Raw genomic sequence first — 25,794 nt, 5'->3', positions numbered from 1 at the left:
GTGACAGAAACCGCCCTCGTCCATGAGGACATGGTGGTCGGTCGGATCCGACACGCCGACGAGAATTTTGCGTTCGCGTATAATCCCGAGTGGCTCGCCTATAAGGCGAATTTTCCCATTTCCCTGAGTATGAAGCTGAGGCGCGAACCCTATCCGCATCAGGTCATCATGCCGTGGCTGATGAACCTTCTTCCCGAGGGTGATCCTCTGGCGGCCGCGAGCCGGGCGCTGGGCATTGCATCAGAGGATGTCATGGGCCTGCTTGAAAGAATCGGTCAGGAAACAGCCGGCGCCCTGAGCGTCATGAGCCTGCCGCGCGAACCGGAAGGCCCCTCGAACCGCCAACCGGATTACCGCAAGATCGATCCTGGCGAGGAACTGGAGCAGATCATCAATGATCTCCCCAGGAAGCCCTTCCTCGCCGGGGAGGACGGTGTGTCCATGAGCCTCGCGGGCGCCCAGGAGAAGCTCCCGGTCATGGTTCGGGACATGGAATTCTTCATCCCGATCAACGGCGCTCCCTCCACGCACATTCTGAAACCCGATACCGAACGCCTTGATGGCGGCGTATATAACGAAGCCCTGTGCATGACTCTCGCAAAGAAAATCGGCCTGAACGTTCCGCTCGTGACGACGGGGCGTTCCGGCAGGCGGTCATGGTGTCTGGTGGAACGTTATGACCGGATACCCCGCCCGAAAAAGGGCATGCTCTGGATGCGCCTGCACCAGGAAGATTTCTGCCAGGCACTCGGACGCCCCCCCGCCGCGAAATACGAGGTAACCGGTCGAGGAGGCGGAATATCGCTGACCGACATGTTCCAGGTCACTCGGGACCAAATCAAGGGCCGGGCAACGCTGGACCTTCTCAACGGCGTGATTTTCAACCTCCTCATCACGAATGTCGATTCACACGCGAAGAATTACTCGATCCTGCTCTCCGGCAGCGGCACCCCGCGCCTGGCCCCGCTCTATGATCTGATAGCCGGAGACGTATGGCCGCATATTACACAAAACATGGCGCAGTCCATCGGCGGCCAGCGACGCGGGCGTCATGTCACTGCAAGGCACTGGCGACGCATGGCCGAAACGGCGGGACTGAACCCCCGGATGGCTCTGGAGCAGGTCAACCACATCGCGAAGAAGATCCAGGCGCATCTGGAAGACGCTGCCAACACGGTGCGTTCCATGCCAGCAGGCGACCACGGGATTCTGGACGAGGTCGTCAAAGCAATCCGGGAACGGGTCAGAACCGCGCTGATCAATCTGGACGAAGGCGCCAGTTAGAACCAGTCACAAAAAAAGCGGGGGCGGCCAAGCCGCCCCCGCTCCCCTCCGGCCGCCGGGCCATGGCCCGCGCCGGGATGAAACCGCCCGATTACTTGGAGGGGCTGGCTTCCGTCGTCGTCTTCTTCTTGTGCTTATGCTTGTGCTTGTGGGTCTTCGGCGCCTCGCTCGAGGTCGTCGGAGCCGCCGGGGTGGCCGGCGCGGCTTCCGGGGTGCTCGGGGCAGCGGGGGCCGCCGGGGCGGTGGTGGACGGTGCCGCCGGGACGGACGGAGCCGCCGGCGTGGTCGGTGCTTCCTGCGCCATGGCCGGAACGGCGGCGCCCATCAGGGCAACAGTCGAAAGAGCGGCCAGGAACCGACGTGTCGAAACGATCATTGAATGTCTCCAGAATCAGGATGTCATCCCAATCAACACCCGGAACCGTAACCGGAGGATGCATCCGTCTTCAGGCAGACGACACAACGCGGCATACGGACCGTGCCCGCAATTGCTAGCACGCCGCCCCGATCCCGTCTCGCATTAAAATTCATAAATGACTGCCCAGCGTCCGGCACATTGCCTTAATTGCAACGCAATCGCAAACTGAAAATCGTTACGAATTACGTCCGCGCGGGCGGCGGGCCACCGCCCGTCCCCTCACCTGTCGCGGGAGAAGATTTCGATCCGGTTCCGCCCCGCATCCTTGGCCGCGTACAGCGCCCGATCCGCCTGCTCGATCAGCGTGCCGATCTTGACCCCGCCCTGAAAGGTCGCAATCCCCGCCGAAATCGTCAGCGAGAGCGCGTCTCCCGTCGAACAGGGAATGGCGCTCTTCTCGATCCGGCTCCTGATGCGCTCCGCACAGGCGGCGGCCTCCGCGCTGGTGCTTTCGGTCAGGACGATCAGGAATTCCTCGCCCCCATAGCGGAAGACGTAATCGTTGCCGCGCACCGTCTCCATGATCATGCCGGCGACATGGCGCAGCGCCTCGTCCCCGGCCAGATGCCCCTTGGTATCGTTGATCTTCTTGAAGAAATCGATATCGAGCAGCACGATGCTGAAGACCTTGTCGTGCGCCAGGGAAAAGGCGATCTCGTTCTGGATCACCCCATCCAGGAAATGGCGGGTCAGCGTCCGGGTCAGCGGGTCCAGCCCGCTCTGCAGCGCTTCCATCGCCTGGAACAGCCGATTGGTCAGGAACGTGACATCCCTGATGCCATTCCGCAGCTCGGCCGCGAAACCGGCCGGCACCCCATCCTCCGCGCGCACCGCCGCAATGCGCCGGTCGATGGCCCCGATCATGTCCTGCAGCAGCACAAAATCCTCGGTACCCCGGAACAGCGTCTGCCCCTTATGGGCCAGCCACAGGCCGAACTGCGATTCCCCGATCGTCTGCAATTCTCCCACGCGCTGCTCGCACAGGCAGAACAGCGCCTGGGTGCTCCAGTCGAAGAAGGTCGCCTTCTGGGTTTCCTTCTCGAAATGCAGATCCTGCCCCAGCGAGAACAGCTTGAAGGACTGGTCCTGCTCCACCTTCTTCCGGAAGTCGGTGTTATAGGCCTTGTTCATGTAGGTCATGGCGAAATCGACCATGGACTGACAATAGACACAGGCCTGAAGCTGCTCTTCCTTCGTGCCGAAATAATCGACGATCAGCAGCGTCAGGCTCATCTTTATGAAATAGAAGCCATACGATACCAGATTGGGCGAAATCTCGAGCTGCGCATGGACCGACCCGACCCGCTCCTGCAACGCGCGCAGTTCCTGGATATCCGTCTCCCGCGCCGGGAACAGCCGCTTCAGCCACGCCAGCAGGCTGCCCCTCAGGCGGCGTTCGACGGTCTCGCGTTCCAGGAAGAGCGCCGCATCGGGCCGCTTGAGCAGGGCCTCGTAGAAATTGACGACACAGGTCTCGCCATGCCGGCTGACGATGTCACTCAGCCCCAGCCTGACCCGGTCCGGCGTATGGACGATGATATAGTCCCATTGCTCCTCGACAGGCAGCGACACGAAATTCTCGTCGAAAAACACATGAGCTCCCTTCGCGGAAAAGTCTCTTTCTTCTGGCCACAGCCTGCGCCATCGAAAAACAGGATCATGCCGGAGAGGGGTATCCGGCACCCCGCCACGTTCCAGCGCGGCTATCAGCTCCGCTTCCCGATGGCAACGCCCTTTGTGAATTCATTATGAACCCTTAACATCCCGCAAATTGCCCGGTGAAAGATGCGCCCCCCTGGCGGGTCCTCAAACGAAACAGGGCCATGGCAGGCCCTGGCGAACATCCGCTCGCCAGGGCCCACCACGACCCCGTTCCCAAACCCTGCCAGCCCGTCCGGACCCACGCATCTGGACGGTTACGGCCGTATCAGGCCGAAGCGCCCGCGCGGTCGCGCTTCTTGCGCTCGTGCGGGTCCAGATAGCGCTTGCGAATCCGCACCGCCGACGGCGTCACCTCGACCAGCTCATCGTCCTCGATATAGGCGATCGCCTGCTCCAGGTTCATCTTGCGCGGCGGCGTCAGCAGCAGCGCCTCATCCTTGCCGGCGGCGCGGATGTTGGTCAGCTTCTTCTCGCGGACCGGGTTCACTTCCAGGTCGTTCTCGCGCGAATGCTCGCCGATGATCATGCCGACATACACTTTCTCGCCGGCATCGACGAACAGCGTGCCGCGATCCTGCAGCGAATACAGCGAATACTGCGTCGTCGCCCCGTCTTCCGACGAGATCAGCGACCCGTTGCGGCGCCCCTCGATCGGGCCGGCCCAGGGCTGATAGCCCGAGAACAGACGATTCATGATGCCCGTGCCGCGCGTGTCGGTCAGGAACTCGCCGTGATAGCCGATCAGCCCGCGCGACGGGATCAGGAAGGTCAGGCGCACCTTGCCGCCGCCCGACGGCTGCATGTCCTGCATCAGGCCCTTGCGCATGGCCATCTTCTCGACGACCACGCCCGAATAGGGCTCGTCGACGTCGATCAGCGCCTCTTCGTACGGCTCTTCGCGCTCGCCGGTCTCCTCATTGGTGCGGAACAGCACGCGCGGACGGCCGATCGTCAGCTCGAAGCCTTCGCGGCGCATCTGCTCGATCAGCACGCCAAGCTGCAGTTCGCCACGGCCGGCCACCTCGAACGCCTCGCTCTCCGGGCTCTCGGAAACACGGATGGCAATGTTGCCCTCGGTCTCCTTGAACAGGCGGTCGCGGATCTGGCGCGAGGTCACCTTCTTGCCCTCGCGGCCGCCCAGCGGGCCGTCATTCAGGCGGAAGGTCATCGACAGGGTCGGCGGATCGACCGGGGTCGATTTCAGCGGCTCGGTCACTTCGGGTGCTGCGATGGTCTCGGGAATGGTCGCTTCCGACAGGCCGGCCACGGCGACGATGTCACCCGCCTCGGCCTCTTCCACCGGCACGCGGTCCAGCCCACGGAAGGACAGCAGCTTGGTCAGGCGCCCGGTCTCGACCACCGAGCCATCGGGGCGCAGCACGCGCACCGGCATGTTCACCTTCGCACGGCCCTGCTCGACACGGCCGGTCAGCACGCGGCCCAGGAAGTTGTCGTTCTCCAGGATGGTGGCGACCATGGCGAACGGCGCTTCCTTGTCCACCTTCGGTGCCGGCACATGACGCACGATCAGGTCGAACATCGGCGCCAGGTCCTTGCGCGCGCCTTCCAGCTCCTCGTCCGCCCAGCCCTGGCGGCCCGAGGCGTACAGCATCGGGAAGTCGAGCTGCTCGTCATTCGCGCCCAGGGCGGCGAACAGGTCGAAGATCTCGTTATGCACCTCGTCCGGGCGGGCATCGCCACGGTCGATCTTGTTGACGACCACGATCGGCTTCAGCCCGCGCGCCAGCGCCTTGCCGACCACGAACTTGGTCTGCGGCAGCGCGCCCTCGGCGGAATCCACCAGCACCACCGCGCCGTCCACCATGCTCAGGATACGCTCGACCTCACCGCCGAAATCGGCATGGCCCGGCGTGTCGATGATGTTGATGCGGGTATCCTTCCACACCACCGACGTGCACTTGGCCAGGATGGTGATGCCGCGCTCGCGCTCCAGGTCGTTGCTGTCCATCGCCCGTTCGGCGACATGCTGGTTCTCGCGGAACGACCCGGACTGCTTCAGAAGCTGGTCGACCAGCGTGGTCTTGCCATGGTCGACGTGAGCGATGATGGCGATATTGCGAATGTCCATACGTGTGTGACCTGACTTCCTTCGCGGGCCCCGGACGGGCATGCCGGCCGCCCGCGCGCCCTTGCGCCACGGCCGGAACCGACGGATGTTTCTCTATTCACCGGGGTAGATAGAGGGGACGCACGCGGATTGCACGCGAAACTTCACCCTTCCGGCCGAACCCTGCCCTGCGCGGAACAGCGACGGAACAGCCCATGCCCTCCTTCCCAGCCCGGATCGTCGTCGAGGACCTGCGCAAATCCTACCGCGTCGCCACCCGTCCGCCCGGCAGCCGGGCCGGGCTGGCGGCCTGGCTGCCCTCCCGCCGTCCCTGGCGCACCATCGCGGCCCTGCGCGGCGTCACCTTCACCATCGAACCCGGCACCATCACCGGGCTGATCGGCCCCAACGGCGCCGGTAAATCCACCGTTATCAAGATCCTGTCCGGCATCCTGCGGCCGGAGTCCGGCCGGGTCACGGTGGGGGGCCTGGTGCCGTGGGCCCAGCGGCTCCGCCATGTCGGGCGCATCGGCGTGGTGTTCGGCCAGCGTTCGCAGCTCTGGTGGGACCTGCCGGTCGATGACGGGTTCGCCCTCCTGCGCGACATCTACCGCGTGCCGCCCCCCCTTTATCGCACCCGCCGGACCCGCCTGGTCGAAACCCTGCGCCTGGCCGATTTCCTGGACCAGCCGGTGCGCCAGCTCTCGCTGGGCCAGCGCATGCGCGCCGAACTGGCCGCCGCCCTGCTGCACGCCCCGCCTTTGCTGATCCTGGACGAACCGACCATCGGGCTGGACGCCCCCTCCAAACTGGCCATCCGCGCCTTCATCCGCGACCTGAACCGGCAGGACGGCACGACAATCCTGCTGACCACCCACGACATGCACGATATCGAGGCCCTGGCCGAACGGGTGATCGTCATCGGCGACGGCCGCGTGCTGGCCGACAGCCCCTTCGAGACCCTGCGCGCCACCACCCTCTCCGGCCGCCGGCTGATCGCGAGCTTCGACGGCCCGCCCCCCACCCTCGCCTTGCCGGAAGGCGTGACCCGCCTGCCCGCCACCGGCCAGACGCTGGCGCTGGATTTCGACCCCGCCCGCATCGCCGCCCCCGACCTCATCGGGCTCCTGACGCAGGCCGGCGGCTCCGCCGCCCCGTCCCCCCTGGCCGACGTCACGATCACCCGCCCGTCGATCGAGGACGTGATCAGCCGGTTCTACGAACACCACGCGCCCGGCCCATGATCCGCGCCGCAACCCCATACCTGGCCGCCTTCCGCGCCCGCTGGCGGACCACCATGCGCTACCGCGCGGCGGCCCTGGCCGGGTTCGTGACCCAATGCTGGTGGGGCGTGATCAACATCATGATCTACGCCGCCTTCTATCACGGCGCCCATGACGCGGCAGGCACGGCGCCCCTCGGCCTGCACCAGACCGTCACCTATGTCTGGATCATGCAGGGCACCCTGGCCCTGATGCCCTGGAGCTGCGACCCCGAGATCGCGGACGCGGTACGCAGCGGCGCGGTGGCGCACGAGCTGCTGCGCCCCATCGACCTCTGGTGGTGGTGGTCCTGCCGTGCCACCGCGCGCATCCTCGGCCGGCTGGTCCCCCGCGCCCTGCTGATCGTCGCCTTCGCCGGCCTGGTCCTGCCTCTCGCCGGGCTCGGTGCCTGGGCGCTCCGCCCCCCGGCCTCGCTGCCCGACGCCGCCTTGTTCGCCCTGTCGATCCTGATGGGGCTGGCCCTGTCGGCCAGCATCGTCGTGCTGCTGAACATCGTCACCGTCCGCACCCTCTCGCCCGCCGGCGGCAGTGCCGTCATCACGCCGCTGGCCCTGATCCTGTCGGGCAACCTGCTGCCACTGGCGCTGTTCCCCGGCGCGGTCCAGACACTTCTCATCCTTCAACCCTTCGCCGGGCTGGGCGACCTGCCCTGCCGGTTCTGGCTCGGCACGCTGCATGGCGGCCGGGCAATCCTCGCGCTGGGCCAGCAGGCGGCCTGGATCGCGGCCCTGACCCTGATCGGCCGCGCTGCCCTGCGCCGGGCCCTGCACCGGCTGGAGATCCAGGGCGGATGAACGGCTTCGCCCTCTGGCGCCGCTACGCACGCGCCTCCCTGTCCGGCCAGATGCGCTATCCGGGCGCGTTCCTGATGCAGATGGCCGGCCACCTGGCCACCACCCTCATGGGCTTCGCCGCGATCTGGGTCCTGTTCCACCGGTTCGGCACCGTGCGCGGCTGGACCGTCGGCCAGGTGGCACTGTTCTACGGGCTGGTGAATATCCAGTTCGCGCTGACCGAAACCATCGGCTACGGGTTCGAGCGCTTCGGGGACGATTTCCTGCGCACGGGCGCCTTCGACCGGCTGCTGCTGCGCCCCCGCTGGACGGTGCTGCAACTGCTGGGCCACCAATTCCGCCTGCGCCCGCTGGCCCGGCTGGCCCAGGGCGCGGCCATCCTGGCGCTGGGCCTGGCCCTGACGCCGGTGCGCCCCCTCCCGTTCACCCTGCCGATGATGCTGTGGGCCATCGCCGGCGGCGTCGCCTTCTTCCTCGGCGTACTGATCGGCCAGGCGGCGCTGTCCTTCCGCACCATCGAAAGCCTGGAGATCGTCAACGTCCTGACCTATGGCGGCGTCGAGGCCGGACAATATCCGTTCGACCTCTACGCGCGCTGGTTCCGCCGGCTCATGACGTACGCAATCCCGCTGGGCGCCGTCAGCTACGAACCCATGCTGGCGATCATGGGGCGCTCCCCCCACCCGATGGCGGCCACACTGGCCCCCGCCGCCGGCTTCGCCTTCCTGGCGATCATGCTGCTATACTGGCAGGTAGCCGTCCGCCGCCACGCCTCGACCGGAAGCTGACGGCCACGACTGCCCTGCGGCGCGGTCTCGCATGGCGGTTCGTTGGGCGGAAGCGAGGCCGCGCAGCGCATCGGCCTTCACACCATCAGGACGCGCTCGTGGTGACATGATTGCGAAGCCACGGCTTCAAATGCTCGAAATCAAACGTACCACCGGCGTAGAGGCCGAGAATAAAGTCTTCCGTCTCACCAGCGCCGGCCGTCAGCCGCGCGCCGTTGATGGCCAGGAAGGTCCAGGTCACGGCGAAGGCCGTGCGCTTGTTGCCATCGATGAAGGGATGGTTCTGCGACAGGCTTTCCCAGAGCGCCGCCGCTTCTTCGATCAGATCGGCATAATAACCGGTCTGTGGCCGGAAAAGCGCCGCTTCCAGCAAACCCTGATCCCGGATGCCCGTCGCTCCGCCATAGCGCCCGATCTGATCGTCGTGGATAGCCAATATCTCGATGACGGTCGGATAGTCCGTCACTCGGCCAGTTTCCGGTAGAGCGGCGCGAATTCCTCATGGCTGGCCTGGTAGGCGGCCATGACATGGGCACGCGGACGCTGCCGTTTCCGCTTCTCGATCAGGTCGGCCAACGCCTCATCGACCAGCGCCTGGAGTTGCCGTCCTTCGCTGCGGGCCAGATCGCGCACCGCCTGCAGGATCTGCGGATCGACCTGGGTGGCGAATTTCTCACGCTGCTGGGTGGCCATGGCGACACTCTCCTGTTGAGTGCCGCAGCATATCATGACAGATCATGATACATCAAGAAACGCCCCCAGTCACCCATCCGTTCTCGATGTCGCCGATCCGTTCAACGAAATATGGGCCAAGGGGCATGAAGCCGCGAATGCAGCCAAACATCTAGGGCGCGGTCTCGCAGGGCGGTTCGTCGGGCGGCGTTCCGTCGAATGCCAGTGGATACAGCGCGTGGCGCGCGGCATAGGCTTCCAGTTCCGCAGCGGAAACGCGACCCGGCTCCGGACAGAGCTTGAGCGAGACCCCCGGCACATCGATCGCTTCGCAGGACGGGCGCAGCCGATCGACCAGATCCCCACGCCCCAGCAGCACCGTGCCACCGCGCAGAACCAGCATCTCGTCCTGCGGCCTGGCGCGCACGACGGCATGGACACCACGATGCGCGGGGTCGGCGAACAGCACGAGATCGGCGAGCTTGCCGACCGCGATACTCCCGATCTCCTTCTCCGCGCCCGCGACGCGTGCCGCATTGAGCGTGACCATGCGCCACAATGCGTCATCGCTCAGCGCATCATGCAGATGGCTGTGATTGAAATGCACGGCACAGGCCAGTTCGCGATTCAGGTTCATGGACCCGGACGGCAGCCAGTCCGACCCCAGGGCGATGGTGATGCCCCGCCGCCGGGCCGCCAGCACGTCCATCGTCTGCCCATATAAGGAAAGATTGCTGCGCGGCGACCAGACCAGGCTTGCCCGCCGGGCCGCGACCAGGTCGAAATCCGCCGGAGTCAGGGCGACCGCATGGATCAGCGCGGCCTGCGGCATGATCCAGTCATGGCTCATGCCGCCGCCTCCCGCCTGGGGCGTGGTGTCGTATGTCTCCGAACTCTCGCAGCGAAATTCATTGCGCGCCGCCTCATCCCGCCCTTCGGAGACATGGGCGAGGAAGGCGCTCGCATGGGCGACCAGATCATGCGTCGCCGGATGGGGCCCATAGTCGCAATCCTGCGTGCGCATGATCCCCGGCGAATCGTCGAGGGGAAAAATCGCGTAGGTCACAGGGGCGATGGCGATCCCCTCCAGCCCGTCGCGAAAATCCAGGTTGCGCAGCAGGCCGGGCGCCATGCGCTCGGCCACGGTCGAGGTCGTGCCGCCGACCAGAAAGCGGAGTTCGATCCAGCTCAACGACAGCGGATCGCGATCGGGCCTGAAATCCTGCAACAGCCGATGACCGTCCAGCCCCTTGCGCCATTCATGACGATGGGCATAGCGCTCGCCGCTATCGGGTCGGGGGCCGATATTGTCGAAATCGATATGGTCGTGCGTGTTGATGAAGCCGGGCGACAACACGGCATCATGGCAAAGGATGCGCGTGGCGGACGACGACGCCGCGCAACGCGCACCAACACAATCGATCCGTCCGGCGGAATCGATGCGCACTTCCCCCGGCGCAAGGATACGGTCCGGCGTCAGAATGGTCGCGCGGATCACCGTCTCGCCCGTCCCGCGCTGCACCGTGCAGGCCGGCGCGGCCCATGTGGCGGCCGGCAGGAGAAAGGCGGCCACCGCAATTGCCAGCGTCGCGGCGCGTCCGATCACGCGCGCAGGGCCTGAAAGACGGTGTCGCGGAATATCTCGTGCGATGCCCTGGTACAGATGGCCACGTTCGCCGGCAGCGCATCGCCCGTATAGATATGCGTCCCGCCGAACACGTAGGACCCTCGCGTTTCGGTGCCGCTCAACTCCACCGCAACATGAACGGCTTCGAACTGAAGGGCGACGGAGGGCTCAAGGACCATGGTGGCGGCAAACGGATCGGCATAGGTCGCACCGGGCTTGTGCCGCTTTTCGGTCTCGAATTTCAGCCGTTCCGCGTTCGATTTCAGAAAGAGCGCGCTCTTCGCCGTGCCGAATGTCGCGATCTGGTCGAAATCCGCCTGCGTCAGCATCTCCGTCTCACCCAGGCTGCCCGTCATGGCGATCGGCAGGCCCGAGCGCAGCACGATATCGGCCGCTTCCGGATCGACCATCGCGTTGAAGCTGACCGACGTGCCGATCCCTTCATAGCGTCCGCCGACGATCACGATGCCACGGGCCTTGCGGGCGATCGAAGGGTCAAGCAGCAGGGCAAGCGCGATGTTCGACAAGCCGCCGAGCGCCAGCAGCACCACTTCGCCCGGATGGGCGGAAACGATGCGCGAAATGGCGAGTGCGGCATGGTCGGGTGCCGGTTTCAGCGCGACCTCCGGCACCACCATGTCGCCGAATCCATAGCGGCCATGAATGAACCCGGCAGCCGGATAGGACCGGCCGAGCAGCGGATGATCGATACCCCGATGCACCGGTATCGTCCCGTTCTTCAGGGTCTGCACGAGGAAGAGCGTGTTCCGCACTTCCTGCTCGTAGCCGATATTGCCCGGCGTCACGGTGATCGCCTCGGTCGTGATGCGCGTGGAACCGAGCATCATGATGATCGCCAGCAGGTCGTCCGTTCCCGGATCGGTGTCGATGATCACCCGGCGCACGTCGCGCAGCCAGGGCACAGACGCGACCGGCTGCCCGAGAACCGTCCACGCCGTCTGCGCGCGGGAACGATCCAGGGGCATGAGAGCGCTTGCCAGCAGGGCTCCCCCGGCAAGAAACTGTCTGCGGTCGAGCGACATCGCGGCATCCTTTTCGTGGTCGTATCGGAATGCCACGATCCGCCGCCGGTTGCGAAACGGAAATTTGTCTACAGGGTCAGAAAATCAGTCCGCGCCCATGCGCCGGCCAGGGCGGTGGATCGGGGCGACGGCAATCCGGCTCATATGAACCGCCGCCGCCACGCTCACCACGGCAATGCCCCCTCCGACAGCCTGTCGGAAGGCTGTTCGAAAAGGGACGCTTTCGCCCGGTCCTACAGCTCCATGTCCTGCTGCAGGTTCACCAGCGGCCGCGCCCCGTAATGCGAGATGATCTCCGACGCCGCCACACTGCCCAGCCGGCCGCATTCGGCCAGCGTGCGGCCCGAGGTCCAGCCGGCCAGGAAGCCGGCCGCATAGGCATCGCCCGCGCCGGTGGTGTCGATCACCTGCGTCGCCACCGGGGCCACGTCGATCCGCTCCTCGCCCCGGATGATCACGCTGCCCTGGCCCGAGCGCGTCAGCACCGCGAAATGCGTGTCGGCGGCGGCCTGGTTCATCGCCGTGGTGAAATCCTCGGTCTGGTAGAGCGAGCAGATTTCTTCCTCGTTGGCGAACAGGATGTCGATATGCCCATGCACCAGCTCGCGGAAGGCATCGCGATGCCGCGCGACGCAGAACGGGTCGGACAGCGACAGCGCCACCCGCCGCCCGGCCGCATGGGCCAGCGACGCCGCCTGGCGGAAGGCCTCCTGCGCATGCGGCGGGTCGAACAGATAGCCTTCCAGATAGGTCACATGGGCGCTGGCCACCAATTCGCCCAGCACGTCCTCGGGCCCGAAGGTAACGCACGCGCCCAGATAGGTGTTCATCGTCCGCTGGCCGTCCGGCGTCACCATCACCAGGCAGCGCGCCGTCGGCTGCGCGCGCCCCGCATGCCCGTCGAGGAACGAGGACGGAAAATAGACGCCCGACTGCTGCAGGTCGGCGGCAAAGGTACGGCCCGGCGCATCGTCCGCCACCTTGCCCAGATAGGCCACGCGCGCGCCCATATTGGCCGCCACCACGCAGGTATTGGCCGCCGATCCGCCGCCCATCTCGCGCTCGCGCCGCACCAGCCCATAGAGTTTCTCGGCACGCTCGGCATCGATCAGCATCATGCTGCCGGGGATCATGTCATGCTCGGCCAGGAAATCCGGCTCGACCGGGGCCAGAACATCGATGATCGCATTGCCGATCCCCAGCAGATCGAAGCGGCATTCGGCCGCGCTGCCGGCACCCGTCACTGACATTCCATCTCTCTCCCGCGCGGGCCGGCGAAACTGTCAGGCCGGCGCGCCATCAAATCACCAAAATCGTCGTACAGACAGCCCTTCACCAAGAGCCCGACCGCAAATGCGCGCTGGGGAGCGAGAGCGGCCCGAAGGGCTGCGCCCGTCGTGTGTTTCCGAGCATCGGAGCGGAGCAGCCGTGATGGCCGTGAGCACCGAAGCGCAGGAAGCGCGCACAGGACGCGCCGCCAGAGCGCATTTGCGGTCGGGCTCTAACACCGGGGGCACGGGGTCGCAATGCCAGCATGTCTTGTTCGTAAAATTGCGGCTTCCCACTTTTCCGGCATCATTCGCGCGTGTAATCCTTGATCGTTCCAGACACCGGTTTTCCGGAGCATGGCCGGAAACCACCCGTGTCCAGACCGCCGGGCCATGCGCGGCTTCACCTTCGACAGCAGCGGGGTATGCTCTTGTTCAAGAAACGCAAGCCAGAAGACGAAATGCCGCCCGCCGGCACCTCGTCGCCATCCGGCCGGCCGACCAGTCCGCAGACGACGTTCCCGCCGCCGCCCGCCGGCGCCGTTCCCGTCCGCCCCGGCACTTCGCCGGCCAGCGCCGCCCCCCCTCTCTCCCAGTCGTCCCAGGAGACCGCCCCGATGGCCCGTTCCCCCTTCCCGCCCGCTCCGACCGCTCCTCCCGGCGCCGCCCAGCCGCCCGGCCGCCCCGGCCAGGCGCCGGCCCCCCGCAAGGACACCAGCGATCGCCGCACGCTGGTGGTCGGGCGCGGAATCAGCGTCCAGGGCTCGATCCAGGACGCCGAGCGCCTGGTCGTCGAGGGCACGGTCGAATCGACCATGATCAACGCGCACGAACTCCAGGTCGCCCATGGCGGCATGTTCCGTGGCGAGATCGAAGTCGAGGACGCCGATCTGGCTGGCACCATCGACGGCACGCTGACGGTGCGCGGCAGCCTGACCATCCGCTCATCGGGGCGCCTGCTGGGCAAGGCGAAGTGCCGCCGCCTGCAGGTCGAGGATGGCGGCCAGGTCAGCGGCCATCTGGAAATGATCACCGGCGCCGCCCCGGCCCCCGAGGCCCCGGTCGCGGCACCCGCCCCGGCACCGGAAGAAACCCCGGCCGACTGAACCAGGCCGGGCGCGGCGCCGGTCTGGAAATGCGCGCTGGTGGCGATCCGGCGCGCGTTTCCTGTGCTCGGAAACACACGACGGGCGTGCCGCTTTGCGGCACTCTCGCTCACCGGCCCACATTTCCAGACCGGCTTTCCTCAGCCGTTCCCAGAACGCCAAAAAAAACGCCGCGGATCGCATGATCCGCGGCGTTTTTTCATAAATATTCCCGTTGAAGGCAGCGCGTCAGGCGACGTTATCCCGCCGGTCGCGCAGCTTCACATAGGCCAGTTGCGCATGTTCGGCGCAGTAGGGCTTGCCGGGAACAGGCGTTGCCCCACAGAAATGAAAGCCCGGCGTGCCCGGATCGCCCAGCGGCCAGCAGCAGCTCAGGCCGCTGCGCCGCGGCGCGGGGCTGGACACCGCACGCAGCGACGCCCGGGGCGTTTCCGGCCGCGAGACGGAAGGCGTGGCCACGGGCGGCGAGGGCGCCACCTCAGCCACCGTTTCAGGCTCGGCACGACCCGACGCCCGGGGCGCGGGCTCCGCCTGCCGGACCGGGGCCACGGACGGCGCGGCCGCGGCCACATGCGGCGCGACAGGTGCCATAACGGGTGCCACGGGCGCGGCCGCCTGCGGCGCTACCGCAGCGGCGGCGACTGGTGCCGCCGGCGAAACGGGTGATGCGACCGGCGCCGGGGCGGCGGCAACGGGTTCCGGGGTCGGCGCAACCGCCCCGGCCGACTCCGCCGCGCGGGCCGAAGCCGGCGGTCTGCGAATAGGTGACGGACGCGCCTGCAGGCCGAGGCGATGCGCCTTGCCCACAACCGCGTTCTTCGTCACCGAAAGCTGGCGGCCGATCTCGGCCGTCGACAGCCCCTGCTGCCAAAGCTCGCGAAGACGGGCGATCGTCTCCTCGGTCCATTCCATAGCCATGCCATCTCTCCTGACGAAGGACAGCCGGAAATTAGGCTTATCTTGTGGTGGACTCAACCTTCCCACCACAAAATCTTGTGGACAAGGCTGGGAGTAACCTGTTCACAACCCGGGGGAAAACCGGTGAGTCCGCATTCGGCGCCTGACCGGAAATGTGGGCTGGCGAGCGAGAATGCCGCAACGCGGCACGCCCGTCGTGCGGTTCCGAGCACCGAAGCGGAGCGGCCTAGCTGGCCGTGAGCATCGGAGCACAGGAAACGCGCGTCGGATTGCCGCCAGCGCGCATTTCCGGTCAGGCGCTCAGGTCGGAACGCGGCGGATGCGCGTCCCATCCACGCCCAGCAGCATGGTCCCGGCCTTCAGCGCCAGCGCATCCTCGCCGAACACCACCCGCCGCCATCCCCGCAGCAGCGGCAGGTCCGGCTCGGCATCCATCGCCAGCCGGTCGATATCCTCCGACGACGCCACCAGGCGCGGCGCCACGTCATGCTCCTCGCAGCATGCCGCCAGCAGCACCTTCAACAGCGCAACCAGCGCCGGCGACGGGCGCGGACCATCCTTGCCCTTGCTCTGGCGCGGCAGGGAGGCATCGGGCAGCGCATGCGCGGCCGCAATGGCCTCCAGCAGCCCGGCCCCGCTCCGCCCCTCGGCAAACCCGCGCGAGACGCCGCGCACCCGGGCCAGCGCATCGACATCGGCCGGCCCGGTGGCCGCGATCTCCAGCAGGCTCTCATCCTTCAGCAGCCGCTGGCGCGGCACGTTCACCCGCTGGGCCTCCAGTTCGCGCCACGCGGTAATGGCCCGCAGCACGCCCAGCATGCGCCGGTTGCTGGTGCGCGGGCGCATCTTCTCCCACAGGGTCTCGGGATCGGGGCGGAAGGTCTCGGGCCGGGTCAGCACCGCCAGTTCGGCTGCCACCCACTCCATGCGCCCTTCCTTCTCCAGCCGCTCGCGCAGAAGCTGGTAGACGGTGCGCAGATAGGTCACGTCGGCGGCGGCATAGGCAATCTGCGCCGGCGACAGCGGGCGCGCCGCCCAGTCCGAAAACCGATGCGCCTTGTCGATATGCGCGCCCGTCAGCGACGAGACCAGATTGTCATATCCGACCTGGTCGCCATAACCGGCCACCATCGCCGCCACCTGGGTATCGAACAGCGCCGCCGGCAGCCGGTCGAACAGATGCAGGAAGATCTCCAGATCCTGCCGCGCGGCATGGAACACCTTGGTCACCGCCGGGTCGTCCAGCAGTTCCCCCAGCGGCGCCAGGTCCAGGCCGGGCGCCAGCGCATCCACCACCACCACGTCATGCGCGCCGGCCAGTTGCACCAGGCACAGCTCGGGCCAGTAGGTCCGTTCGCGGACGAACTCGGTATCGATCGTCACGAACGGCTCGCGCCGCAATCGTTCGACGACCGCAATCAGCTCGTCAGTGGAGGTCATCAGGACAGGAGCGGGAAAATCCGCCTTGAGTGCACGCGCCATCCGGTCCTGTTATCATGGGCCCATGCCGGTGCGAAAGCACCCACGCGGGCACCGGCGGGGGAAAAGCGCCGCTTGACGCAGGAAAGGCGGCTCTGACATCACCCTTCTCCACAGAGCCCCGCTATAGCAAGGATCACGGAACGTGAGCGCATCCACCCCGCCGGACGACGGCACCCAGGCCCTCACCCAGCTCGGCCGCGCCTCCCCCCAGCCCACCAGCCCCGAGGACGCGACGCTGGAGCGCGTCCCCGCCCCCTATCGCGACCGGCGCTACCTGGTCCGCTTCACCGCGCCGGAATTCACCTCGCTCTGCCCCGTCACCGGCCAGCCGGACTTCGCCCACCTGGTCATCGACTACGTGCCCGACCAGTGGATCGTGGAAAGCAAGTCGCTCAAACTGTTCCTGACCAGCTTCCGCAACCACGGCGCCTTCCACGAAGCCTGCTCGGTCCAGATCGCCACCACCCTGGTCGACCTGCTCTCCCCGGTCTGGCTGCGCATCGGCGCCTACTGGTACCCGCGCGGCGGCATGCCCATCGACGTCTTCTGGCAGACCGGCGCCCCGCCGCAGGATGTGTGGATTCCCGCGCAGGACGTGCCTGGATATCGCGGTCGGGGCTGAGCGCCCCCCCCTCCCCCGTTCCGCCTGCCACGGCCGCCCCGGCAACCGGATTTTCTCAATTCGGCAGAAACGGCGCGGGCGTCAGGACCGTCCGCAGGCCCTATCCCGCAAGCCGGCCGCGCATGACGAGAAAGGCGACCGCCGATCCGATCAGGCACGCGGACCAGACCGGCCGCAGGAAGCGCATGAGGGTCAGGCCATCACGCTGAATGCCGTGGCCCCCGGCGTCTTGCGAATGCCGATTGCGAAGCTGCGGCGGGCTGCATCGTCGGCATGGAGATCGAGGCGGCATTGCCCGGCGGTCCTGATCCGCCCCCATTGGCGGAGCAGGGCGGTACCGCCGAACAGATCGCCCCGCAGGCACAGCCGGTAGAAGCGCCAGCAGTTCGGCGCCTCGGGGAAAAAGGCCAACTGACGCAGGGGCGAGGCGGGGCCGGATAGGGGGCTTTGGGCATATTCTCCCGAGAACTGTAACAGACCGAGCGGCGCGGTAGCAGGAAAAAGGCGTCGGACGGGTGGTTTTCCGGACTTCGGGGCGGCTCAGCCGGCGCCGCCTGTTACCCTAATTATCCATAATGTAACAGCAGCAGAGAATGAACAATATTTCCAAACAGGAGATCCCAGACTTGATTAACGACAATTTAATGACAAAACGTTAATATTGCAAAACATCTCTTTTGTTGCAAAGTTTTGCATTGGGAGCCTCTTCCCACTGAATCAGTATATTTTTCATATTTTTCCAAAAGGATGAAAAATACGTGATTTGCTTGAAGCGGAGCTTATCCAAGTTACTGGTGGCGAAATAGCAAATCCGGATCAAAATCCGGGCGGTCAAAATTCAACGACAGGAATGGGAGGTGCATCCGGTGGTGTCTCCGGAAGTGGAGGGTTCGGCGGTGGCGGGTCGCCGACCTTATCTTGGAGTGCTACAGGCTCGGGCTCCGTAGGGGGTGGCTGGACAGCAACGGGAACGGTAAGCGGCAACCAAGGTGGAGCAACAGGTGGTTCGGTCACGGTATCTCATCCTATTGGAGGAAATACCGGAGGTCAGATGCCACCTGGCACTTATGTACCCTTTCACTGAAAATAATAAATTATTTCCTGACGATGCGCTTAGCCGCATCGTCAGTTCTATAACTGAGCTTTATATATTGTTCCTCATACAAATTCACCTTCCATTCATCACGAAGAAGGATAAGTATGTTTAAGAAAAAATTATCCAGCACACTGGCAATATTGTCTTTATTCGATTGCACTCTACAGAAACCGGCATTGTGCGAAACAAAAAATGTACCGAATTTTTCAATTCCGAACGACATTATAAACACAATAACGAAATCAAAAACAGACGACGGATATTACATAGATGTATCAGACCCATACGATATCTCGTATAAGATATATCATGGGCTCGGAGATGCAATGAGAATTAGTTTATCCAATGCTAAAACACCATTAGAAAAAAATCTCTATTATATATCTGAATGCCGAGTAAGAGGTGATTATAATTGCGCCGATAAAAATATCGAGTCAGGATTGCAGTATTTCAAAAACCAAAAGAACCCAAACATAGAAGTAATATTGTATTTAGAATACATATATGCGGAAGACCTGTTCTCAGAAGGACGAACTAAAGATTGGTACTTTGTGAAAAAATACATAGACAGCGTATTGAAACCGTCCTTGGAAAAAAGCGCAGATGTCGAAAATCTTCACATTAACGGAGTTGACAATGTCGAATTAACAAATCCAATTACAGAAAACCTATTTGCTACTATTACAGAGAAAACAAATAATGATATTCCAATCAAAACTTCCAAATATGGATATAGTCCTCATATAATAATCTCTAAATCAAATGAAAACTTTGATGCCATCGTAGATACAGGAGTTCTTTTAACTACAATCCCTCAAAAATACGTAGAATCATTTAATGTTAAGGTAATAGGTGAAATAAAAAACTTCAAAATTTCTACTGGCGGCACAGAAAGCCTACCATTTGGTATTATAAAAAACATTAAAATTAATGATATTAATATATACAATTTACCTGCAGTAATCCTGCCGAAAGGTGATATAACAGTAGGAAACATGTTATTATCAAAACTGTCTCCAATTCTTATTTCAAAAAATTCCATGAGATTACACTCAGACAATAAAGAATCATGCAAAAACAACTTCTATTTTGGGTATGGACAAGGTGGCTATGAAAGAAACATCATCTTCAACGCGGCCATAGATGGTAAAATTGAAAAATCTGTATTAGATACGGGGCTGAATAGCAACACCATACTTGCGTACAAAAACAAATTTTCGCAAGAAGAATATAATAAATCCGAAAAAATAATTATAAAATCATTTGGATTCGACGAAAATATGAGATCATATTCGAAATATTTTTCTCTAAACCTCCCTGGAGGATCTGAAAAAAAATATAAAGGAGACTACATTTTGGACAAAACTCGCGAAAGTCAATATATTATTGGTGGGAATATATATTATTCAAATAATATATATATTGATCTTAACAAATCTTTGTTGTGCTTTTACAAAAACGATTGATGAAATATTTACCGATCCATATCTGCGCCCCCGCCAGTTCGATGGCCTTTCGCGCGCTCGGAATCTTATGAGTGGACAAATTGTCCAGCACGACGATATCGCCCGGGCTCAGCGTCGGCATGACGACCTGCTCGACATAGGCCTGAAAAATCTCGCCGTTTATGGCGCCCTCATGCACGAAGGATGCGGTCATACCCACGCCCGCTCGGTCATCGAGGATTGGCGGGCCGACTACAATGCCGTCGGACCCCACACCAGTCTCAACGGCAAGACGCCAGAGGCTTTCGCCCAACACGCCAAAAAGGCATATATCAACCCACAGACCCCAACTCAGAACTGGGGGCATGTTGGAGGCAAGGTCACGACAAGCACTGCGGGTATCGAGGACGATCACACCGGCAGGCCATTGTTCAGTTCATTCTTTAACTTCTGAAAGTCCGCTAAATATCTGCGCGAAATGCAAATTATTACCTGATGATTTCATCAAGTTTCTTGAATCCGAGAAGAATACAATCTTCCTTTCATAATCAATCAGAACCTGATGATTTTCAAAAAAAGGTGTTCCGATTACAGCGTCACCGGTCCCGTCTTGGACTATAACGGACGTTTCAGGTAATTCGTCATCCGACACATGCATGTCATGGACGATCACCTTCCTTCCCATAACTCCATCACCGAGACTACTTGTATAGCGGATCATCACCCGCTCCCCTTTTGCCACGGCGTTCTGGTTCAACTCAGGTATGATGGTCCATCCTAATGGGACTACCGTTACACCAGTATCTGGATCCAGAGAAAATAATTTCTCTATTCCATCTATTTTAACAGGAATTTTCCACCGATCTCCCCTCATCGGTAATGAGTACACCTTATCACCCAAGAGTTTCTTCTCTACATCGGTACAGGAATCATCCCGGGAGATCTTCAGCAAAGCGAGACGCGCATGCGGCATGTCAATCAGCACCTGAAAATTCGACAATATCGAATCACCAATCACTCCGACGAGCGGCTTCCCATCGATTGTTTGAGTAACCACTCCCGGCATCCGAATAAACTGGGGTGAATCGACTTTTGCTCCTCCGATTTCCAAGCTGTCCAGAAACGAAATCTCAGCGGGAACAGTGTGACCCGCATTTTCCGTAATGCGTCCTCGAATTCGGCCTGGTCTTAGGGTAAAATCTTGACTCTCACGTAAATAGAGACCACCGAAGAAAGCAGGACTGACGTACATCGCAACATCACGTCCATTCACCTTTACAGGGATGATAGGTGTATCATTTCTCCCCCCCAAAAGAGGGAGAATCAGTGCGGCTGCAACACAAGATCTACGTTCTTCCGCCCAGACCTGTTGGATGTGACACATAAAGATCAATATTAAAAATATTTTCTTCAATATTTCTTGCTCCAATTTCATGAATAGACTTTCACAGAGAGTTTTGGACAGAATAGAAATTCTGTCCAAAACTCTTTTTATAAAAGAAAAACTACGCGATAAAAACTGTCCCTCTACGAAATACGATGGCTTGGATCAGCCAGCCATTCTGGTTCATAGATATCTCCGCTAAGAATTTCTTTCGTTCCAACCTTGTATCCCATAGATCTATAATACTTCTCAATAGAACCGATATTCATTCCTGAGACACCTACAGCTCCCATCGCTTGCATCGTGAGGACGCTACTCCCCACATTTTGTTCAGTCCAAAACTCATCAGAGACATCAGCAGGAAGACCGCCAACAACCATATCAATTTCAGAATTATTCAGATTTTCCATTTCGTCTATCCTTGATCACGGCATCCAACACGAATAGATGCACCACACTCTGAAATCGATGAATGCTTTTTGCGAGAAACGAAAAGCCCGTAACGATTTCGGAGAACCGACGCAAACAGAGTGTAGCGCATGCTGGATGGCATTCGAAGAGATTTTTATCCGAAAATTTGTCACAACTTCGCAAACGGGATAACAAATTCAGATTTTATTATATTAATATTCAAATTTAAATCATATATATTAAAAATATTCATAGAAATTATAATTTAATCTCATAAACATTATTATTTTCCGCATCAATGCGATGCGTTATCATTATGCGCGTGGATTTCAATTCATTAATTATTTTATGAACAGATCTTTCGATATTTATATCGAGATGACTCGTTACTTCATCAAGAAATAAAATATTCGGCTTGCGATAAAGCGCTCTTGCTAAAATAACACGCTGACGCTGCCCCCCAGAAAGCGTATGCCCCATTTCGCTGATGAGGGTTTCAAACCCCATTGGCATTCTCTGGATATCTTCAAAAACCTGTGCTTTCCTTGCACAATCCATAACCCAACCCATATCCATGGATTCATCAAAACCTGCGATATTCTCGGCAATGCTCCCCGATAACAGAATATCGTCCTGTAGCACGCCAGCAATCTGCAACCGATACGCCTCCCGGTTCGCCGGTCCAAGCTCTACACCATTCCACATCACCTGCCCCTCTTCCGGCTGGATCAATCCCATCATGATCGCCAGTAATGTGGACTTACCACAACCGGAAGGCCCTGTAATAGTCAAGCTTTTCCCAGTTGGCACCTTCAGATTCACTCCACGAAATACCCAGGCGTCTTCTTTGCCGTATCGATACCCAATATTTCGGCATTCGATCACAGGCACGTCAGGATTGACGTCGATCGGTGGCGGGACGGACAGCATAGTGTAATCGGCTATTTCTGATTCAGCCAAAGCTATATCGGAAAGCCGGCCACATTGTACTTTCAGATTCCGGATCTTGAACCCAGCCGTCACCACACTGCCAAAGCGATTTGCAAACTGATCCCTGTAACTCAAGAATGCCATCAGCATCCCAACCGACATCTCGGCCGAGATCACCATCCTAGCCCCAAGGACCAGCATCAGCACACGATCAAGCCCGAACAGGGCTTCCTGCCCCCGCACAAAAATCAGGTCGTATCGCTGGATCTTCAATCCCGCATTGATGCTGTCGATCATCCTGTTTCCCCAGGCGATCTTCCGTCGTCCTTCCAAGGACAACAGCTTGATGCTGCGCATTCCTCTCAATGTTTCCAGAAAATACCCCTGCTGAGCCGCCCCATGGACCAGCGCCTCTTCGGACATCTCCCGATAGGGTGCGAACAGGACAATCCGCACCATCAGATCGAGCAGGGAAGACACCACAGCGATTGCCGCCAGCCACTTCCCGTAGATCACGATCATCACGAACATGCCGATCGCCATCAGGCCATCCATCACACTCTGCACCAAATCGGTCGTGAAGGTCTGCTGGATCGTCCCTAGGCTGCCAAAGCGCGACAGGATGTCCCCCGCTCCACGCTTCGCGAAATAGTCCTGCGGCAAGCCCATGAGATGGGAGAACAGGCTGACATTCCACTGCACGGAGATCCGCGTGGAGAGCAGCATGACCATCCACGACCGAAAGGTCGCGATAACCCCCTGCAGAGCCGCCAGAAGCACCAGACCGGCCGCGATCGTCCACAACAGGGAACGGTCTCCCGTCGTCAGCACCTCGTCGATGATCACCTGCGCCAGCATCGGATTGGCCAAGGCGATGACTTCCAGACCGAGGGACAAGCCGCCCAGGGCCAGCAGCGCCCCCTTCAGTCCCGAGATATGGCGGAACATGTCGCTGATGCTCAGCAACCGGCGTTCGTCGCGCTTCTCGAACGTCGCGGCCGGGGTCAGTTCCAGGGCCACACCGGTAAAATGCCGCGACGCTTCGTCCAGAGTCAGCTTTCGCGCGCCCCGTGCCGGGTCGTGGATCAGGATCTCTTTCTCGCCGGCTTTCACCAGCACCACGAAATGGTTGAAATCCCAATGCAGGACGCAGGGCAGCGATAACTTCGTCAGCGACGACAGATCGAGCTTCACAAGGGCCAACTGGCATCCGACCGCACGAGCTGTCGATCGCCACTGGCCAACCTGGTTCGCCTGGTCCTGCACACCGCCGCATACTGGCTGATGCTCACCCTGCGGGACGCCATCCCAGCCCCACAGCCGCTCGCCTCGGCCGAATTCACCACGTTACGAAATCGTCTCCTGAAAATCGCAGGACGCATCCTGGAAACCGCGACCCGTGTCCGTATCGCCTTTGCCGCCGCCTGTCCCGAAGCGGCGCTTTTCCGCAGTCTCGCCATCTCAATGCAGGCTGCCGGCCCGTGACAGACGGGGCTATCGCCCCCGAACCCGCCCCGTCCCCGCAACCCCAGCCGCAACCATCCACCGTTTCAAAATGACGCCGCCTCAACTCGGTGCGATCCCGCGCGCACAAACCACAAAAGCAGAAAAATCCACGCAAAATACTCAATGCCGTGAATAAGATGGGCTAGCGCGGTACAATCAGCCGCTATTTACCTTGCCGCGTCAAAAAATGATGGTTCGACGCAAGAGTTAGGCGATACGGCAACGAAAACATCGGGTTATTCAAGCTCATCCACGTCCCACAGCGGAGATACGATTACCCTTTCTGCGGCTGCCACGGCTGCCCTTGCCGCAACATCCAGCACAACGACGGATTCGCAAGCGGCCTATTACGCGCAATTCTTTCCCACGCGCGCGGGCACGTCCGCGAGTTTCGGTGAAAATGTGCTTGATCCTGCGGCCACAACGATCTCGACCGGACTCAGCGCTTCAGGGATCGCACAGGCTGCGCGTGCCAGCATGGATGCGGAATACGCCTCCATGGACGCTAGCGGAAAGCCATTCAATTACGATAGCGCGAACGGAACGGACTGGTACACGCTGATGTCCGGTCTGGACAGAACCGCTCTGGCCGCGGTGTCGTCGAATCAAGGTGGTCTGTTCTCTACAAAAGAACAGGGCATGGCGCAGTACATCATGCTTCAGCAGGAGCAGCTTGCTACAGGCAATCACTCCGGACCAATGGACCTTGAGTCAAAATTCACTCCTGCACCTGCCAGTGGTCAAGGATATTCCATTGATTCAAGTGATGCAACGGTTTCAAACCGGTCGAATGTGACCTATGCGTCTATAGCTAGTTCGGAGAACTTGAGCATGTATTTAGACAAGGCCGGTTCTTACGAAAAATCGACGATCGGATGGGCCTTCAATCGTGCCTCCGTGCAGACTGCTTATGAAGAAGAGATGGGCGCGGCAAACAAGCCTGTCGATTCAAAATACGTCAGTAACCTGTCCATCGTCGGGATGCTGAGTGAGTTGATGAAGAACGCCCAGAAAGCGCATGTCAGCAGTAACCCATCTGTTCTCAATGTCACCGATCTGTTCAACGAGACATGGGCCAAGGGGCATGAAGCCGCGATCCAGGCGGCACTGACCACGACCCGCAAGGAATTGGGGTTCTCCCAAAGTTGATTCAATCCGTCAGCCAGGACCACAAAACGATGTTCGTCTCCGCTACGACCACATACACCGGCAACGACCGTTCGTCTGTGGCGGATAGTGCGACCAACGGCAAGGTGTCCTCCACCGCCACCGGTCAGGTGGACCAGACGGACACGTCAGCCGTTTTGGTGACGCTTTCGCAGACCGGTCTCGATTTCCTGAAGGGAGCATCCCCCAACAGCGGCGCCGCGCTGTCCGCCCAACAGGAAGCCGTGACCCGGCTGGATCAGATGATCCAATCCGGCCGGCAGTTCGCCAAGGAGGCTGCGGAAGAACGGGTCAACATGCTCAATGCCCAGATGCGACTGCTCATGGAAATGAAAGCCCTGCTTTCACCCAAAGCCCTCGCTCTGGAAGTGGCGCAGCTTACAACCCAACTCGCGGCCGCCGTGGCGCAGTACGTGCAAAGTGGCGGCACGAACGCCAGGGGCGCGGCTGTGGGTAACATGGTGCTGGCCGCGCCACAGGATGGCCCACAGGCTCCATCGGGAGCCGGTGAGGCCACGACGGCCGACGGGACGGATCTCGATGTCCAGCGGGCGGCAACGGGGGCGATGCAGGATGCGGATGGGTCTGATCCCATGCCCAGACAGGCCGTGACCGCCGGACAGTCCGGCGCGTCGGCAGACGGCAACCCGGAGTTCCAGCAGGCTGTCACCGCCCTGTCCAGCCAGATGAAGGCACTGCTCCGGGAGAGCAGGGAACACCTGAAAAAGCAGGACGTGATGTCGGACAGCAATCTCCAGACCGCTCAGAACGCCCTTGATACCGTCGATCAGCTCCTTCCAACCGTATCCTGACCGTGAAT

At 61.0% G+C, this 25,794-nt stretch carries 23 protein-coding genes and 3 pseudogenes; 11 read left to right on the top strand and 15 right to left on the bottom strand.

What is annotated here, in order from left to right; translation table 11 throughout:
* On the top strand, positions 1 to 1,284 hold the full coding sequence (locus HLH36_RS17245; RefSeq protein WP_338030486.1) for a type II toxin-antitoxin system HipA family toxin: 1,284 nt from the start codon (positions 1 to 3) through the stop codon (positions 1,282 to 1,284).
* 91 nt (positions 1,285 to 1,375) lie between these two features.
* On the opposite strand, the gene HLH36_RS17240 is transcribed toward HLH36_RS17245, so the two are convergent.
* The 3 genes from HLH36_RS17240 to typA form a co-directional block, all read right to left on the bottom strand.
* Positions 1,376 to 1,660 carry a hypothetical protein gene (locus HLH36_RS17240; protein ID WP_182987550.1) on the bottom strand — a complete coding sequence of 95 codons (285 nt, stop codon included), beginning with the start codon at positions 1,658 to 1,660 and terminating at the stop codon, positions 1,376 to 1,378.
* A gap of 261 nt (positions 1,661 to 1,921) precedes the next feature.
* On the bottom strand, positions 1,922 to 3,295 hold the full coding sequence (locus HLH36_RS17235) for a diguanylate cyclase (protein ID WP_182987530.1): 1,374 nt from the start codon (positions 3,293 to 3,295) through the stop codon (positions 1,922 to 1,924).
* A gap of 334 nt (positions 3,296 to 3,629) precedes the next feature.
* Positions 3,630 to 5,453 carry a translational GTPase TypA gene (gene typA, locus HLH36_RS17230; RefSeq protein WP_182987529.1) on the bottom strand — a complete coding sequence of 608 codons (1,824 nt, stop codon included), beginning with the start codon at positions 5,451 to 5,453 and terminating at the stop codon, positions 3,630 to 3,632.
* 194 nt (positions 5,454 to 5,647) lie between these two features.
* Here typA and HLH36_RS17225 point away from each other — a divergent pair, with 194 nt between their 5' ends.
* Genes HLH36_RS17225 through HLH36_RS17215 form a run of 3 tightly spaced genes read left to right on the top strand, consistent with a single transcriptional unit; the run spans position 5,648 to position 8,297 of the window.
* Positions 5,648 to 6,676, top strand: coding sequence for an ABC transporter ATP-binding protein (locus HLH36_RS17225; protein ID WP_182987528.1), 1,029 nt, complete (start codon positions 5,648 to 5,650; stop codon positions 6,674 to 6,676).
* Positions 6,673 to 7,509 carry an ABC transporter permease gene (locus tag HLH36_RS17220; RefSeq protein ID WP_182987527.1) on the top strand — a complete coding sequence of 279 codons (837 nt, stop codon included), beginning with the start codon at positions 6,673 to 6,675 and terminating at the stop codon, positions 7,507 to 7,509. Before HLH36_RS17225 ends, HLH36_RS17220 begins: the two co-directional genes overlap by 4 nt.
* Positions 7,506 to 8,297 carry an ABC transporter permease gene (locus HLH36_RS17215; RefSeq protein WP_182987526.1) on the top strand — a complete coding sequence of 264 codons (792 nt, stop codon included), beginning with the start codon at positions 7,506 to 7,508 and terminating at the stop codon, positions 8,295 to 8,297. The genes HLH36_RS17220 and HLH36_RS17215 overlap by 4 nt, the downstream gene beginning before the upstream one ends.
* Before the next feature lie 85 nt (positions 8,298 to 8,382).
* Here HLH36_RS17215 and HLH36_RS17210 read toward each other — a convergent pair whose 3' ends face one another.
* The 5 genes from HLH36_RS17210 to HLH36_RS17190 all read right to left on the bottom strand — a co-directional run bounded on the left by HLH36_RS17210 (position 8,383) and on the right by HLH36_RS17190 (position 12,889).
* The gene (locus tag HLH36_RS17210) at positions 8,383 to 8,763 is read right to left on the bottom strand and encodes a type II toxin-antitoxin system death-on-curing family toxin (protein ID WP_182980640.1); all 381 of its coding nucleotides are present in this window, start codon (positions 8,761 to 8,763) and stop codon (positions 8,383 to 8,385) included.
* Positions 8,760 to 8,990, bottom strand: coding sequence for a hypothetical protein (locus tag HLH36_RS17205; protein ID WP_182980641.1), 231 nt, complete (start codon positions 8,988 to 8,990; stop codon positions 8,760 to 8,762). The genes HLH36_RS17210 and HLH36_RS17205 overlap by 4 nt, the downstream gene beginning before the upstream one ends.
* Positions 8,991 to 9,141: 151 nt before the next feature.
* Positions 9,142 to 10,575: an amidohydrolase family protein gene (locus tag HLH36_RS20200; RefSeq protein WP_182987525.1), complete on the bottom strand. Its 1,434-nt coding sequence runs from the start codon at positions 10,573 to 10,575 to the stop codon at positions 9,142 to 9,144.
* Positions 10,572 to 11,639 carry a nucleoside hydrolase gene (locus HLH36_RS17195; protein ID WP_182987524.1) on the bottom strand — a complete coding sequence of 356 codons (1,068 nt, stop codon included), beginning with the start codon at positions 11,637 to 11,639 and terminating at the stop codon, positions 10,572 to 10,574. The genes HLH36_RS20200 and HLH36_RS17195 overlap by 4 nt, the downstream gene beginning before the upstream one ends.
* A gap of 233 nt (positions 11,640 to 11,872) precedes the next feature.
* Positions 11,873 to 12,889 carry an adenosine kinase gene (locus tag HLH36_RS17190; protein ID WP_182987523.1) on the bottom strand — a complete coding sequence of 339 codons (1,017 nt, stop codon included), beginning with the start codon at positions 12,887 to 12,889 and terminating at the stop codon, positions 11,873 to 11,875.
* A 443-nt stretch (positions 12,890 to 13,332) separates the two neighbouring features.
* On the opposite strand from HLH36_RS17190, the gene HLH36_RS17185 reads away from it, so the two are divergent.
* Positions 13,333 to 14,013 carry a bactofilin family protein gene (locus tag HLH36_RS17185; RefSeq protein ID WP_408871911.1) on the top strand — a complete coding sequence of 227 codons (681 nt, stop codon included), beginning with the start codon at positions 13,333 to 13,335 and terminating at the stop codon, positions 14,011 to 14,013.
* A gap of 228 nt (positions 14,014 to 14,241) precedes the next feature.
* Here HLH36_RS17185 and HLH36_RS17180 read toward each other — a convergent pair whose 3' ends face one another.
* Both HLH36_RS17180 and rnd read right to left on the bottom strand, forming a co-directional pair.
* The gene (locus tag HLH36_RS17180) at positions 14,242 to 14,931 is read right to left on the bottom strand and encodes a GcrA family cell cycle regulator (RefSeq protein ID WP_182987521.1); all 690 of its coding nucleotides are present in this window, start codon (positions 14,929 to 14,931) and stop codon (positions 14,242 to 14,244) included.
* A gap of 300 nt (positions 14,932 to 15,231) precedes the next feature.
* Entirely contained in the window at positions 15,232 to 16,413 is a 1,182-nt protein-coding gene (rnd, locus tag HLH36_RS17175; RefSeq protein WP_182987520.1) for a ribonuclease D, read from the bottom strand.
* 142 nt (positions 16,414 to 16,555) lie between these two features.
* On the opposite strand from rnd, the gene queF reads away from it, so the two are divergent.
* Positions 16,556 to 17,035 (top strand): preQ(1) synthase, encoded by a 480-nt coding sequence (queF, locus tag HLH36_RS17170; protein WP_182968688.1) that lies wholly within the window; start codon positions 16,556 to 16,558, stop codon positions 17,033 to 17,035.
* A 192-nt stretch (positions 17,036 to 17,227) separates the two neighbouring features.
* On the opposite strand, the gene HLH36_RS17165 is transcribed toward queF, so the two are convergent.
* Positions 17,228 to 17,446: a WGR domain-containing protein gene (locus HLH36_RS17165; RefSeq protein ID WP_246377004.1), complete on the bottom strand. Its 219-nt coding sequence runs from the start codon at positions 17,444 to 17,446 to the stop codon at positions 17,228 to 17,230.
* A gap of 789 nt (positions 17,447 to 18,235) precedes the next feature.
* On the opposite strand from HLH36_RS17165, the gene HLH36_RS17160 reads away from it, so the two are divergent.
* Positions 18,236 to 19,597: an aspartyl protease family protein gene (locus HLH36_RS17160; protein WP_182987519.1), complete on the top strand. Its 1,362-nt coding sequence runs from the start codon at positions 18,236 to 18,238 to the stop codon at positions 19,595 to 19,597.
* Between the two features lie 19 nt (positions 19,598 to 19,616).
* On the opposite strand, the pseudogene HLH36_RS19935 reads toward HLH36_RS17160, so the two are convergent.
* Positions 19,617 to 19,793 (bottom strand): annotated as a pseudogene (locus HLH36_RS19935) (transposase); the annotation flags it as partial.
* Here HLH36_RS19935 and HLH36_RS17150 point away from each other — a divergent pair.
* A pseudogene (locus HLH36_RS17150) lies at positions 19,794 to 19,934 on the top strand (integrase core domain-containing protein); the annotation flags it as partial.
* Positions 19,935 to 20,012: 78 nt separating this feature from the next.
* On the opposite strand, the gene HLH36_RS17145 reads toward HLH36_RS17150, so the two are convergent.
* From HLH36_RS17145 to HLH36_RS17135, 3 genes are all read right to left on the bottom strand, one after another.
* Entirely contained in the window at positions 20,013 to 21,011 is a 999-nt protein-coding gene (locus tag HLH36_RS17145) for a hypothetical protein (protein ID WP_182987517.1), read from the bottom strand.
* Between the two features lie 92 nt (positions 21,012 to 21,103).
* A complete protein-coding gene (locus HLH36_RS17140; RefSeq protein ID WP_182987516.1) occupies positions 21,104 to 21,370 on the bottom strand; it encodes a hypothetical protein in 267 nt (88 codons plus the stop codon).
* Between the two features lie 259 nt (positions 21,371 to 21,629).
* Positions 21,630 to 23,567, bottom strand: coding sequence for an ABC transporter transmembrane domain-containing protein (locus HLH36_RS17135; protein WP_182987515.1), 1,938 nt, complete (start codon positions 23,565 to 23,567; stop codon positions 21,630 to 21,632).
* Here HLH36_RS17135 and HLH36_RS17130 point away from each other — a divergent pair.
* The 3 genes and pseudogenes from HLH36_RS17130 to HLH36_RS17120 form a co-directional block, all read left to right on the top strand.
* Positions 23,484 to 23,786: pseudogene (locus HLH36_RS17130) on the top strand (transposase); the annotation flags it as partial. The gene HLH36_RS17135 and the pseudogene HLH36_RS17130 overlap by 84 nt on opposite strands.
* Positions 23,787 to 24,209: 423 nt before the next feature.
* A complete protein-coding gene (locus tag HLH36_RS17125; RefSeq protein WP_182987514.1) occupies positions 24,210 to 24,956 on the top strand; it encodes a hypothetical protein in 747 nt (248 codons plus the stop codon).
* A gap of 29 nt (positions 24,957 to 24,985) precedes the next feature.
* Positions 24,986 to 25,786 (top strand): hypothetical protein, encoded by an 801-nt coding sequence (locus HLH36_RS17120; protein WP_182987513.1) that lies wholly within the window; start codon positions 24,986 to 24,988, stop codon positions 25,784 to 25,786.
* Positions 25,787 to 25,794: the final 8 nt, after the last annotated feature.

The sequence above is a fragment of the Gluconacetobacter aggeris genome (assembly GCF_014174395.1).
Lineage (GTDB): Bacteria > Pseudomonadota > Alphaproteobacteria > Acetobacterales > Acetobacteraceae > Gluconacetobacter > Gluconacetobacter aggeris.
Note: the sequence above shows the minus strand (reverse complement) of the source record. Positions and strands in the feature narration are given on the sequence as shown.